We start from the raw sequence: 13089 nt of genomic DNA, 5'->3' as shown, positions 1-13089 counted from the left end.
GCCGGTGAGCGGAGCCCTGCTGGTCGCCGGCACCAGCTCCGACGCCGGGAAGTCGGTGGTGGTGGCCGGCCTGTGCCGGTTGCTGGCCCGCCGCGGGGTGCGGGTGGCGCCGTTCAAGGCGCAGAACATGTCCAACAACTCGGCGGTCACCGTCGAGGGCGGGGAAATCGGCCGCGCCCAGGCGATTCAGGCCCGCGCGGCGGGCCTGGAACCCAGCGTGCGGTTCAACCCGATCCTGCTCAAACCTGGCAGCGACCGCACCTCGCAGCTGGTGATCAAGGGCCAAGTGGCCGAATCGGTTACCGCGACAAGCTATGTGCAGCACCGCGACCGGCTCGCCGCCCTCGTTCTGAACGAATTGACTTGCCTGCGTGACGAATTCGATGCGGTGATCTGCGAGGGGGCGGGTTCGCCGGCCGAAATCAACCTGCGTGCAACGGATCTGGCCAATATGGGCCTGGCCAGGGCCGCCGATCTCGCGGTGATCCTGGTCGGCGACATCGACCGCGGCGGTCTGCTGGCGCACCTGTTCGGCACGGTCGCGGTGCTCGATCCGCAAGACCAGGCGCTGATCGCCGGGTTCGTCGTCAACAAATTCCGCGGCGACCCCGCGCTGCTGCAGCCCGGATTGCGCCGCCTGCACGACATCACGGGCCGGCCCACCTACGGTGTGCTCCCGTACGCCGACCGGCTGTGGCTGGACGCCGAGGACTCGCTGTCGGTGCTGGCGCACCGCGTCGTCGGCGCGCCCGACCCGCCGCTGGGCGACGACTGGCTGCGGGTGGCCGCCGTCCGGCTGCCCCGGATCTCCAACTCCACCGACGTCGAGGCGCTGGCCTGCGAACCCGGGGTGCTGGTGCGCTGGGTCAGCGAACCGTCCGACGTCGCCGACGCCGACCTGGTCGTCATCCCGGGCAGCAAGGCCACCGTCGCCGACCTGTCCTGGCTGCGCGAGCGCGGACTGGCCGCCGCGATCACCGCGCACGCCACCGCCGGCAGGCCGGTGCTGGGCATCTGCGGGGGATTTCAGATGCTGTGCCGGCGCATCGACGACCGGGTGGAATCCGGCGTCGGCGAGGTGGCCGGGCTGGGTCTGCTGGACGCCGACATCGCCTTTCATCCCACCAAGACGTTGCGCCGCTGGCAGCGGCCGCTGGCCGGCTACGAGATCCACCACGGGCGGGTCTCCCGCTGCGCCGAGCACAGCTGGTTCGACTCGGACGCCGAGCCGCAGGGTCTGGTGCGCGGCGCGGTGTTCGGGACGCACTGGCACGGCCTGCTCGACAACGACGACTTCCGGCGCGCCTGGCTCGTCCGGGTCGCCGACGCGGCCGGCCGGCGCTTCGTGCCCGGCGACACCGACGTCGCCGCGCGGCGCGACGCCCAACTCGATCTGGCCGCCGACCTGCTGGCGGCCCACCTCGACGTCGACGCAGTGCTCGGGCTGCTGGACGGTCCGCCGCCGCGGCTGCGGCTGGCAACTCGGTTGTGCCGGTAGGGAATTCGCGCACCCCGACGGTGAACGCCGTTGTTGACGGCGCGGTCAAAAATCCGCGCCCGCGTATCGGATGCTCGAGAAGCGTCGCGCACACAGGCCGTTTGGCTGTAGCGTGCTTGGGTGTCCTCGATGATGACCACCCTGGACGGGTTCGGTGTCCCGGTCGTTGTGGCCGGTCCGGAGAACGGCGTCGTCGTCGTCATCCTCGGTGACGAGGATCGCGCGCCCGCGGCCTACGACGCGGTCTGCGAACGGCTGCACACCGCGTCGCTGCGCACGGTGGTGATCGGCTTCGATCCGCGGCTCACCCCCAAATCGGTGATCGGCATCCTCGACGCGCTGGGCATCGGCTGGGCCGTCGTGATGGGTGACCGCGCCGGCGGCGAACTCGCCTGGGAACTGACGGCGACCCGGCTGGGCCGGTTCGTCGGCCTGGTGGTGATCGACCGCGGGCACCCGCGGGCCGCCGACCGCGACGGCGCCATCCGCGACGGGCACTGCCCGCCGGTGGAGATCGGCACCACGGTGTTGGTCAGCTCGCCGGCCGCCCGGGCGGTGGCCCAAGCCAGCCAGCAGTACGTCTACGCCGACTACCGGGTGGTGCACCTGGGGCGGCGCACGGTGCAGGAGTCGACGGCGCAACTGGCCGCCGAGATCATTCTGCGCACCAGCACCTGGTAGCCCGCGACGGTCATGGCCAGTGAAGACAGCGCGCTGACCGGTTCCGATACCGCGATGCTCTCGCTCGCCGCGCTGGACCAACTGGTGGCCGCCGGCGCGCCGGAAACGCGGGTGGACACCGTCATCGTGGCCTTCCCCGACATGCAGGGCCGGCTGGTCGGCAAGCGGATGGACGCGCGGCTGTTCGTCGACGAGGCGGCCGCCACCGGGGTCGAGTGTTGCGGCTACCTGCTGGCCGTCGACGTCGACATGAATACCGTGGGCGGCTATGCGATCTCGGGCTGGGACACCGGGTACGGCGACCTGGTGATGCGCCCGGACCTGTCCACCCTGCGCCGCATTCCCTGGCTGCCCGGGACGGCGCTGGTGATCGCCGACGTGGTGGGGGCCGACGGCAGCCCGGTCGCGGTGTCGCCGCGGGCCGTGCTGCGCCGCCAGCTCGACCGGCTGGCCGGGCGGGGGCTGTTCGCCGACGCCGCGACGGAGCTGGAATTCATGGTGTTCGACGAGCTGTACCGCCAGGCGTGGGCCAGCGGCTACCGCGGGCTGACCCCGGCCAGTGACTACAACATCGACTACGCGATCTCGGCGTCGTCGCGCATGGAGCCGCTGCTGCGCGACATCCGGCGCGGAATGGCCGGTGCGGGACTGCGATTCGAGTCCGTGAAGGGCGAATGCAACCGCGGCCAGCAGGAGATCGGCTTCCGCTACGACGAGGCGCTGCGGACCTGCGACAACCACGTCATCTACAAGAACGGGGCCAAGGAGATCGCCGATCAGCATGGCAAGAGCCTGACATTCATGGCGAAATACGATGAGCGCGAAGGCAACAGCTGCCACGTTCACCTTTCGCTGCGCGACGCCCAGGGCGGGGCGGCGTTCGCCGACCCCAGCCGCCCGCACGGCATGTCGACGATGTTCTGCAGCTTCCTGGCCGGCCTGCTGGCCACCATGGCAGACTTCACGCTGTTCTACGCGCCGAACATCAACTCCTACAAGCGATTCGCCGATGAGAGTTTCGCGCCCACCGCGCTGGCCTGGGGATTGGACAACCGCACCTGCGCGCTGCGGGTGGTCGGCCACGGCGCGCACACCCGCGTCGAGTGCCGGGTTCCCGGCGGCGACGTCAACCCGTATCTGGCGGTGGCGGCGATCGTCGCCGGCGGGCTGTACGGTATCGAGCAGGGCCTGGCGCTGCCGGAACCCTGCGCGGGCAACGCCTACCGCGCCCGCGGCGTCGGCCGGCTGCCGGCCACCCTGGCCGAGGCGGCGGCGCTGTTCGAGCACTCGGCGCTGGCGCGGCAGGTGTTCGGCGACGACGTCGTCGCGCACTACCTGAACAACGCCCGGGTCGAGCTGGCGGCGTTTCACGCCGCGGTCACCGATTGGGAGAGGATGCGTGGTTTTGAACGGCTCTGAGCCCCTCGGGGGCGATCCGCCGCGGCGGCCGGTGGTGGGCCTGACGGCGTATCTGGAACGGGTGCAGACCGGGATCTGGGACATCCCCGCCGGGTACCTGCCCGCCGACTACTTCGAGGGCGTCACCCGGGCCGGGGGGATCGCCGTGCTGCTGCCGCCGCAGCCGGTGGACACCGGGATCGTCGGCTCCTTGCTGGACGGCCTGCACGCCCTGGTGATCACCGGGGGTTACGACCTCGACCCCGCCGGCTACGGCCAGCGGCCGCACCCGAGCACCGATGCACCCCGGACCGACCGCGACGCTTGGGAATTCGCGCTGCTGCGGGGCGCGCTGCAGCGCGGGCTGCCGGTGCTGGGCATCTGCCGCGGCGCGCAGGTGCTCAACGTCGCGTTCGGCGGCACCCTGCACCAGCACCTGCCCGACGTGCTCGGGCACGGCGGGCACCGGGCCGGCAACGGGGTGTTCAGCACGCTGCCGGTGCGCACCGTCGCGGGCACCCGGCTGGCCGCGCTGCTGGGCGAGACGGTCGATGCGCCGTGCTATCACCATCAGGCGATCGACAAGGTGGGCGACGGGCTGGTGGTCAGCGCGTGGGATCCCGACGGTGTGGTGGAGGCGGTGGAGCTGCCCGGTGACGCGTTTGTGCTTGCCGTGCAATGGCATCCGGAACAGTCCCTGCACGACCTGCGGCTGTTCACCGCGATCGTGGACGCCGCCCGGTCGCACGCCGGGGTCGCCCGTTGAGTACCGCGCGACTGATCAACCCGGCCACCGAGGAGGTGCTGGGATCGGTCGAGCACGCCGACGCCGCCGCCGTCGACGACGCGGTGGACCGGGCGCGGGCGGCCCAGCGGCGGTGGGCCCGGCTCGCCCCGGCCGACCGGGCCGCCGGGCTGCGGGCCTTCGCCGCCGCCGTCGACGCCCACCGCGACGAACTGGCCGCCCTCGAGGTCGCCAACTCCGGGCACCCCATCGCCTCGGCCGAGTGGGCGGCCGGCCAGGTCCGCGACGTGCTGACGTTCTACGCGGGCAGCCCGGAACGCTTGTCCGGCAAGCAGATTCCCGTCGCCGGCGGACTGGACGTCACGTTCCACGAGCCGCTCGGCGTGGTCGGTGTGATCACCCCGTGGAACTTCCCGATGCCGATTGCGTCCTGGGGCATCGCGCCCGCCCTGGCCGCCGGCAACGCCGTGCTGGTCAAACCCGCCGAGCCGACGCCGCTGACCACCATCCGGCTCGCCGAGCTGGCGGTGCAGGCCGGGCTGGACCGCGACCTGCTGCAGGTGCTGCCCGGACCGGGGACGGTGGTCGGGGAGCGGTTCGTCACGCACCCCGACGTTCGCAAGATCGTGTTCACCGGCTCCACGGAGGTCGGCAAGAAGGTGCTGGCCGGCGCGGCCGCCGAGGTGAAGCGGGTGACCCTGGAGCTGGGCGGCAAGAGCGCCAACATCGTGTTCGCCGACTGCGATCTGCAGCGGGCCGCCGCGACCGCGCCGGCCGGGGTGTTCGACAACGCCGGGCAGGACTGCTGCGCCCGCAGCCGAATCCTGGTGCAGCGCACCGTCTTTGACCGGTTCATGGAGCTGCTCGAGCCCGCCGTCACCGGCATTGTGGTCGGCGATCCGGCGTCCCGCGGCACCCAGATGGGGCCGCTGGTGTCGGCCGCGCACCGCGCCAAGGTGGCGTCCTACGTGCCCGACGGAGCCCCGGTCGCCTTTCGCGGCACGGCGCCGACGGGGCCTGGATTCTGGTTTCCCCCAACGGTTCTGACCCCATCCCGCACGGACCGCTGCGCCACCGAGGAGATCTTCGGCCCGGTGGTCACGGTGCTGGCCTTCGACGACGAGCAGGACGCCGTCGCGCTGGCCAACGACACCAGCTACGGCCTGTCCGGGTCGATCTGGACCAACGATCTGTCCCGGGCGCTGCGGGTGTCCCGGGCGGTGGAAGCCGGAAACCTGTCGGTGAATTCGCATTCGTCGGTTCGCTACCACACCCCGTTCGGCGGGTTCAAACAGTCGGGGCTGGGCCGCGAACTGGGACCGGACGCCCCGGCGCAGTTCACCGAGACCAAGAACGTTTTCATCGCGATCGACGAGGAGCCGTGATGGACCTGACGCAACGGTTGGCGGGCCGGGTGGCGGTCATCACCGGCGCCGGCGGCGGGATCGGGCTGGCCGCGGCGCGTCGGATGCACGCCGAAGGCGCCACCATCGTGGTGGCCGACATCGACGCCGACGCCGGGGCGGCGGCCGCCGACGAACTGTCCGGCCTGTTCGTGCCGACCGACGTCGCCGACGAGGACGCGGTCAACGCGCTGTTCGACACCGCCGCCCGCCGCTACGGGCGCATCGACATCGCGTTCAACAACGCCGGCATCTCACCCCCCGACGACGACGTCATCGAGAACACCGAACCGCCGGCCTGGCAACGCGTCCAGGACGTCAACCTGACGTCGGTGTATCTGTGCTGCCGGGCGGCGTTGCGGCACATGGTTTCCGCGCGACGCGGGTCGATCATCAACACCGCGTCGTTCGTCGCGGTGATGGGCTCGGCGACGTCGCAGATCTCCTACACCGCCGCCAAGGGCGGGGTACTGGCCCTGTCGCGGGAACTCGGGGTGCAGTTCGCCCGGCAGGGCATCCGGGTGAACGCGCTGTGCCCCGGGCCGGTCAACACCCCGCTGCTGCAGGAGCTGTTCGCCAAAGACCCGCAGCGCGCCGCCCGCCGGCTGGTGCACGTGCCGGTCGGCCGCTTCGCCGAACCTGGCGAAATCGCCGCTGCGGCAGCATTCTTGGCCAGCGATGACGCGTCCTTCATCACCGCGTCCACGTTCTTGGTCGACGGCGGCATCAGCGCGGCGTACGTGACCCCGCTCTAACCACCGGACTCGCCGGCCGCGTGCGGGCCCGCCGGCTCGCCAGGCGGCACCAGCCGGATGTGCTCGCCCGCCCGGTCCGGGCGCGGCTGCCGCGCCAGCGGGGCGAGCGCGGCCGCGCCCCGCGGCGCCGACAGCACGCCGACCGTCATCGCGCGACCGACGACCGCGCACACCCGGGGCACGGCGGCCGGCCCGGGGAACAGCGTCTGCAGCGCCGCCGCCTTGTTCATCGAATTGAGGTGGCCGATCGCCAGATCCGAGGGCGCGGTCAGCGAATTCAGTTTCGACAGTGCCGGCGTGACGGCGGACATGGCCGCGTCCAGCGTGCGCAGCGGCGCCGCCGACAGCTGTTCCAGGGCACCCGGAATGGCCGCCATCACCTGGCCGCCGGCCGCGATCAGCTCGGGTGCGGCGGTCAACGCCCAGCTTCGGGTCGCCGCCCCGCAGTCTCCCGGCGGCGCGGTGAACGGGGTCAGCGTCACCGCGGCGGCCGAGGCGTCGGCGTAGGCGTACATGGCGGCGGCGTTGCGCGCCCACATCCGCTCGTAGGCGGCGTCCACCTCGGCGATCGCCGGGCTGTGCTGGCCCAGGCAGTTCGCCGACACCAGCGCCAGCCGGTGGGTGCGGTTGCCGGCGATCACCGGCGGGGGCACCATCGCCGCGCAGGCCGACCGGTGCGCGTCGGCGGCCGCGGTGAGCCCCTCGGCGGCCTGCTCGCCGCGCGCGGCGTTGCCGTCCAGCCAGTCGATGTAGCGGGCGGCCGCGTCGCCCAGGGCGGCGGTCGCCGCCCGGTAGCTGGTCGCGACGGCGCGCAGTTGACGGGCCAGCCCGTCCCACGCCGCGGCGGCCCGGATCAGCGATCCGGCGCCCGGGCCCGAATGCATCAGCCCGGTGCTGACTTCCGGGGGAAGCGTTGCGAAATCCATTACGGCCACTGCCTGACTGCGCCGGTGTGAGCGGTACCCGAAACCATGGGGCTTCCTTCAACAGATAGACACGGGGGTTACACGTCCTGGGCCGGACCCCGGAGTCCGGCCGCGCGTCGATCAGCGTCGGGCCACGCCGAACAGTGTCAAGACATCCCGGTCGGGCAGAAAGGTTGCGGGCGCGCGGGATGGGGCCCCTCGCGGGGCAAAACCCAACGGGCTGAAGGATATCGGTATCGGCGACAGAACCGCGTGCGGCGACAGGCGGTTCCAGCTCAGCGGCCGCTCCTTGGTCATCCACGTGCTGTGGAACGGCTTCTTGTTGGTGTTGTTCGCCGGTGCCGCAGACCGCGAGGTGGCCGGGGCGGCCCGGCTGATCGTCGACGGGCGCCCGGCAACCCGCGCCACGGTCGGGGCCGACGGCATCGCCACGGGCGGGGCCGCAGTCGGGGCCGTCCAGGCCGGCGGCTCGGGCAGGGCGGCCGCGGCGCACGCGGGCCGCAACGCCGACCCCGCGACCAGCGCGATGAACACCCCGAGCGCTGCGGCAACCGCGATGGCCGGCTGCCATCGCCGCGTTTCGTCGCCGCCTCGCAAGATCACAGTGCATCGAATGTAGCGCGGGAAACCCGCGACGGTCGGAACCAGCTGTGAACTCGGTCGGAGTCCGGTGTGGCACGGGCCGCCGGCCGCTACCGGCGGAACAGCATCAGCGGGATCGCCGTCTCGGCCGGCGTGGCCGCGCCGTGGAAGCCGACCAGGCGCGCCGTCTCCGGCGGCTCGTGGGCGCTGGCCAGCACCGCGGTGTCCCCGGAACAGACCACCACCACGTCGCCGAGCCGCGGCAGGTGCCGGTCGGCGACCGGGCCGAACATGCCGGTGGCCACCGCCTGCACGCGGCTGTACACGGCGGCCCGGCCGTCGAGCAGCTCCGACCACGCGGCCTGCACGTCGGGCGCGGCGCCCGGCTCGGTGTGCAGGTACCGCACCCGCGGCTCGCCGGCCACCACGCGGATGCCCGCGGCCAGCCGCGGGTCGCTGTCCAGGTCGACGCGGGCCTCGGGCGGGACGTTGAGGCCGCCGTGGTCGGCGGTCACCAGCAGCGCGGCATTCGGCGGCAGCGCCTCGAGCAGGCCGGACAGCAGGGCGTCGACGGCCGCCGCCGCGGTGTGCCACTGCGGCGAGCCGATCCCGAACAGGTGGGCCGCGGTGTCCAGCTCCGCGGTGTAGCCGTACACCAGCCCGGGGCCCGCCCGCAGCTCGTCGCCGACCAGCCGCGGGTAGTCGTCGGCGGGCTCGGCCGGCACCAGCCGGGCGCCGCGGTAGGCGGCCTCGGTCAGGCCACTGCCCAGAAACGACGACGGCAGCACGGCGCGGGCGCGGACACCGGCGGCGGCGAGCCGCTCGAACCAGGTGGGCAGCGGCTGCCAGGCGTCCGGCGCCGGGTCGTCGCGCCACCGGACGTGGTTGAGCACCCGGTCGGTGCCCGGCACCCGCAGCGTGAAGCCCAGGATCCCGTGCTGGCCGGGCGCCGCGCCGGTGGCCAGCGACACCAGGCTGGTCGGGGTGGTCGACGGGAAGGTGCAGTCCAGCCTGGTCAGCCTGCCGACCTCGCCGGCCCGCACCGCGGCGAGCAGCGGGGCGTCGCCGGCCAGCTGGGCGAGCAGCTGCCAGCCCAGCCCGTCGACCAGCAGCACCAGCACCCGGTCCACCCGCTCGGTGCCGACCCAGTCGGTCACGGCCGACCCGCCCGACTCGTGCCCCGCATCTGCGACGCCGAGCAGGGCGGCCGCGGCGGGCAGCACGTCGCGCAGCGAACCGGGCACCCGGCCAGTCTGGCGTCCGGCCCACACGCGCGCCAGTCGGCGATCGGGCCCGGGGCGGCCCGACCGTCAGGGCGCGGTTCAGGCTTCTCGGCCGGTCCCGGCGCGCGGATCGGCGCCGGCCCACCTCTCTTCGATGCGTCCGTACCGCCAGATCAGCAGGGCCACCGCCCAGGTGAGGACGAACATGCCGACGACGACGTAACCGACCGTGTTCAGGTCCAGCCCGCCGAGCCAGTCCCAGAACGAGCCCCGCCAACCGAATTCGTCGGCGAACAGGACGAGCAGCTCGATGCTGCCGATCACCCACGCGACCGCCACCGACAGCGCGGTGATGATGATGTTGTAGTAGATCTTGCGCACCGGGTTGGAAAACGCCCAGCCGTAGGCGAAGTTCATGAACGAGCCGTCGATGGTGTCCAGCAGGCACATGCCGGCCGCGAACAGCACCGGCAGGCACAGGATGGCGTACCAGGGCAGCCCGGCCGCCGCGCTGGTGCCGGCCAGCACCAGCAGCGCGACCTCGGTGGCGGTGTCGAAACCGAGCCCGAACAGCAGGCCGACCGGATAGCAGTGCCAGGACTGGGTGATCGACTTGGTGAACCGGCCCAGCCACCGGTTCATCAGCCCCCGGTTGTCCAGCTGCCGCTCCAATTCCGCGGCGTCGGTGTGCGGGTCGTAGTCACCCCGGCGCACTCGCGCGAGGACGCGCAGGATGCCGACCAGGACGACGACGTTGAGCAGGGCGATCGCATAGAGGAACACGCCCGAGACGCTGGTGCCGATCAGCCCGGTGTAGTGGTGCAGCGCCGACGAGTCGTCGCGCACCGGCCCCACCACCGTCCTCACCCCGCAGGCCAGCAGCACCGCCAGCGCGAACACCACCGTGGAATGGCCCAGCGAGAAGAAGAAGCCGACGGCCAGCGGGCGCTGCCCGTCGTTCATCAGCTTGCGGGTGGTGTTGTCGATCGCGGCGATGTGGTCGGCGTCGAAGGCGTGCCGCAGGCCCAGGGTGTAGGCCGTCAATCCGACACCGACACCAAATGCCTTGCCGCCCAAGCTGTATTGCGCCGGGGCCACCAACAGCACCAAGGTCAACCAGCCGATCAGGTGCAGGGCGAGGATGGCGCCCAGCATCGACGCCAGCCGCCACCATTCCGCCGGCGCCAGCGCGCCGAGAAACCTGGTCGCCCGTGCCGGCCACCGGTCGATCTCCGTACTGGTCACGGGGGTCCTTCCGGCGCGGGCGGTGTCGGGCACAGGGCAACGGGCACGACTGTAAGTTCCGCGTCTTGCCGGACGCAAGGCGGGCACACGGCCCGTGCCCGCGAAATCAGTACAGGCCCAGCAGCGCGTTCTCGACGACCTCGGGCAGCGCCGGGTGAATCCAGTACTGGCCGCGGGCCATCTGCGCGGCGGTCAGCCCGAAGCTCATCGCCTGGATCAGCGGCTGGATGATCGAGGACGCCTGAGGGCCCATGATGTGCGCGCCCAGCAGCCGCCCGCTGGTGCGCTCGGCGATCAGCTTGACTACCCCGGTGGTGTCTTCCATCGCCCACCCGTAGGCGACGTCGCCGTAGTTCTGGATCGCCACCGAGATGTCGAAACCCCGTGCTATCGCCTGGTTTTCGGTCAGCCCCACGGTGGCCAGCTGGGGATCGGTGAACACCGCCGACGGAACGTAGCGGTGGTCGGTGACGGCCATAGACTCGGTGTCGTCCCAGTCGCAGAGCAGGTTGTGCCGCACCACCCGGGCCTCGTGGTTGGCGACGTGCTTGAGCTGATACGGCGACGACACGTCACCGAGCGCGAAAACCCCTCGGGCCGAAGTGCGTTGGTACTCGTCGACCACCACGCGACCGTTCTCCACGTCGACGCCGGCCTGCCCGGCGTCGAGCAGATCGGCGTTGGATATCCGGCCGGTGGCCACCAGCAGCACCTCGGCGTCCAGCGTGGATCCGTCGTCCAGGCGCAGTGTGACGCCGGAGCCGCGGTTGCTGCCGCCCACCACGTTGCGCTGGGTGCGCAGTTCCCATTTGGCCGCGGCCAGCCGGGTGAACCGCTCGCAGATCATGTCGTCGTACTGGCGCAGCATGCGGCCGCTGCGGATCACCACGGTCACGTGCACCCCCAGCGCGGAGAAGATGTGCGCGAATTCGGCTGCCACGAAGCCACTTCCGACGATCACCAGATGCTCGGGCAGCGCGGGGATGCGCATGATGGTGTCGCTGGTGTGGTAGGTGACGCCGCACTCGAGGATCGCGGGGGGAATCACCGGCCGCGACCCGGCGGCGATCACCACCTGCTCGGCGGTGAACTGCTCGCCGGCGTCGGTGCGCAACAGGTAACGGCCGTCGGATTGCACCGGCCCGAACCGGGTGTGGCTGCGGTACAGGTCGATATTGACCGAGGAGCGCCGATACTCTTCGCCGCTGGCCGCGATCGGGTCGATGCGGCCGAAGACGCGGGAGACGATGTCGGGCCAGCGCACCCCGTCGAGGTGCGCGTCGACGCCGTAGCGGGCCGCCTCCCGGATCGTCGTGGCGACGTCGGCGGCGTAGACGAACATCTTGGTGGGGATGCACCCGACGTTGAGGCAGGTTCCGCCGAAGGTGCCGTGCTCGCAGATGGCGGTCCGCTTGCCGGCGAAGCGGGCATCGAGAAGGCTGTTGCCCGAACCGGTTCCGATGATCGCGAGGTCGTAGGTTTCCATGTTCGGCGCCTCACCCTTCGTCCCGGGACGCCGGGGCCCGGGTGCTATCGGTGCTCCGGTCGCGCAGGTAGCCGTCCAGCCACAGATCCAGTTGCCGATAGGCCGCCGCGCGGGGCCCCGGCAACGACAAGAACACGTCGTGTTTGGCATCGGCGACCGGAATGATGGTGCTGCGGTTGCCGATACAGCCCGCCCAGCGGGCGATCTGGGTGACGTCGAGCACCGCGTCACCGCAGTGCATGGATGCCGGGTCGGGCGTCTCCTGCACGCTGTGGTCCGAGCGCAGGATCAGGTTCGGCACCCCGACGTCGAGACCGCGGTGCAGTCGCGCCTGACCGCGGCGCACTGCGTGCAGCCAACCGAACGTGATCGGAAAGCCGCCAACGGGTTTCCACTGCAGGTTGTAGTCGAATTCCCCGCCGTAGTCGCGGTGCAGCGTGGTGCCGTAGCCACCCTGCACCGGGGACCGGGCCACGCCCTTGGAACGCACCCGGGACAGGCCGGCGATCAGCGCCACGGTCAGCGAGTGCCACAGGATGGGCGGGCCGGGCAGCTCCAGGAACGGGCTGTTGAGCACCAGACCGCCAACTGCCGAGTGCGCGACGGGATTTCGGCGCCGCAGCCGGTCCAGCCACAACGACACGATCAGCCCGCCGGCCGAATGCCCGTACACCAGCACCCTGCGGCTTCCCCCGCTCGCCACGCTCAGCGCGCGTTCCAGTTCGGTGTCGTAGTTGGCCAGGTCGGTGACGAAATGCGGCGTCTGCCCGTCGCGCCGCGACCGGCCGCACTTGTGCAGGTCCAGCGCGTAGAAGGCGAAACCGCGCGCGGCGAAGTGATCGGCCAACGCGGTGTGGAAGAAGTAGTCGGTATACCCGTGCACCGCCAGCACCGCGTGATCGGCGGCCGGCGCCGCGTCGTCCCCGCGCCGGATCAGGGTCGCGACGATGTCGCCCTCGCCGGCCGGATCGGCGCCCAGCGCCAGGGTGCGCTGCCAATAGCCGGGTAGCACGTCGGGCACCCAGCCAGCCGCCCCGCCAGTCACCCCGCCAGCTTAGAGCTTTTGCCGGCCGCGGCGACGCCGCGCGTGGTTCGCGTCGCTTTGCCACCGGATAACCTGAGGATCGGCATGCCTCGAGGAAAAGGA

General features: G+C 71.8%; 12 protein-coding genes. 7 read left to right on the top strand and 5 right to left on the bottom strand.

Annotated features, from left to right (window positions below):
• Nucleotides 1–4 precede the first annotated feature (4 nt).
• The 6 genes from MAA44156_RS10125 (at nucleotide 5) to MAA44156_RS10100 (ending at nucleotide 6480) form a co-directional block, all read left to right on the top strand.
• Complete coding sequence (locus tag MAA44156_RS10125) at nucleotides 5–1498, top strand: cobyric acid synthase (RefSeq protein WP_009978086.1); 1494 nt, start codon at nucleotides 5–7, stop codon at nucleotides 1496–1498.
• Nucleotides 1499–1627: 129 nt separating this feature from the next.
• Entirely contained in the window at nucleotides 1628–2179 is a 552-nt protein-coding gene (locus tag MAA44156_RS10120; protein WP_003875119.1) for an alpha/beta hydrolase, read from the top strand.
• A gap of 12 nt (nucleotides 2180–2191) precedes the next feature.
• Nucleotides 2192–3598 carry a glutamine synthetase family protein gene (locus tag MAA44156_RS10115; protein ID WP_009978082.1) on the top strand — a complete coding sequence of 469 codons (1407 nt, stop codon included), beginning with the start codon at nucleotides 2192–2194 and terminating at the stop codon, nucleotides 3596–3598.
• The gene (locus tag MAA44156_RS10110) at nucleotides 3564–4343 is read left to right on the top strand and encodes a gamma-glutamyl-gamma-aminobutyrate hydrolase family protein (RefSeq protein WP_227974647.1); all 780 of its coding nucleotides are present in this window, start codon (nucleotides 3564–3566) and stop codon (nucleotides 4341–4343) included. The genes MAA44156_RS10115 and MAA44156_RS10110 overlap by 35 nt, the downstream gene beginning before the upstream one ends.
• The gene (locus MAA44156_RS10105; RefSeq protein WP_009978080.1) at nucleotides 4340–5707 is read left to right on the top strand and encodes an aldehyde dehydrogenase family protein; all 1368 of its coding nucleotides are present in this window, start codon (nucleotides 4340–4342) and stop codon (nucleotides 5705–5707) included. Before MAA44156_RS10110 ends, MAA44156_RS10105 begins: the two co-directional genes overlap by 4 nt.
• On the top strand, nucleotides 5704–6480 hold the full coding sequence (locus tag MAA44156_RS10100) for a 3-oxoacyl-ACP reductase (protein WP_023880731.1): 777 nt from the start codon (nucleotides 5704–5706) through the stop codon (nucleotides 6478–6480). Before MAA44156_RS10105 ends, MAA44156_RS10100 begins: the two co-directional genes overlap by 4 nt.
• Here the strand turns inward: MAA44156_RS10100 and MAA44156_RS10095 are convergent.
• Nucleotides 6477–7406 carry a PPE family protein gene (locus MAA44156_RS10095; RefSeq protein ID WP_205590192.1) on the bottom strand — a complete coding sequence of 310 codons (930 nt, stop codon included), beginning with the start codon at nucleotides 7404–7406 and terminating at the stop codon, nucleotides 6477–6479. The genes MAA44156_RS10100 and MAA44156_RS10095 overlap by 4 nt on opposite strands.
• A 289-nt stretch (nucleotides 7407–7695) precedes the next feature.
• Between MAA44156_RS10095 and MAA44156_RS10090 the strand changes: the two genes are divergently transcribed.
• On the top strand, nucleotides 7696–8025 hold the full coding sequence (locus tag MAA44156_RS10090; protein ID WP_049770268.1) for a hypothetical protein: 330 nt from the start codon (nucleotides 7696–7698) through the stop codon (nucleotides 8023–8025).
• A gap of 73 nt (nucleotides 8026–8098) precedes the next feature.
• On the opposite strand, the gene MAA44156_RS10085 is transcribed toward MAA44156_RS10090, so the two are convergent.
• The 4 genes from MAA44156_RS10085 to MAA44156_RS10070 form a co-directional block, all read right to left on the bottom strand.
• Nucleotides 8099–9232 (bottom strand): alkaline phosphatase family protein, encoded by a 1134-nt coding sequence (locus tag MAA44156_RS10085; protein WP_065371029.1) that lies wholly within the window; start codon nucleotides 9230–9232, stop codon nucleotides 8099–8101.
• Nucleotides 9233–9310: 78 nt separating this feature from the next.
• The gene (gene nicT, locus MAA44156_RS10080; RefSeq protein ID WP_011725634.1) at nucleotides 9311–10456 is read right to left on the bottom strand and encodes a Nickel transporter NicT; all 1146 of its coding nucleotides are present in this window, start codon (nucleotides 10454–10456) and stop codon (nucleotides 9311–9313) included.
• Nucleotides 10457–10562: 106 nt separating this feature from the next.
• The gene (gene mtr / locus MAA44156_RS10075; protein ID WP_009978070.1) at nucleotides 10563–11942 is read right to left on the bottom strand and encodes a mycothione reductase; all 1380 of its coding nucleotides are present in this window, start codon (nucleotides 11940–11942) and stop codon (nucleotides 10563–10565) included.
• Between the two features lie 10 nt (nucleotides 11943–11952).
• A complete protein-coding gene (locus tag MAA44156_RS10070; RefSeq protein WP_009978069.1) occupies nucleotides 11953–12963 on the bottom strand; it encodes an alpha/beta hydrolase in 1011 nt (336 codons plus the stop codon).
• Between the last annotated feature and the right edge of the window lie 126 nt (nucleotides 12964–13089).

The sequence above is a fragment of the Mycobacterium avium subsp. avium genome, from assembly GCF_009741445.1.
Lineage (GTDB): Bacteria > Actinomycetota > Actinomycetes > Mycobacteriales > Mycobacteriaceae > Mycobacterium > Mycobacterium avium.
This window is presented reverse-complemented; position numbering and strand designations above follow the sequence as displayed.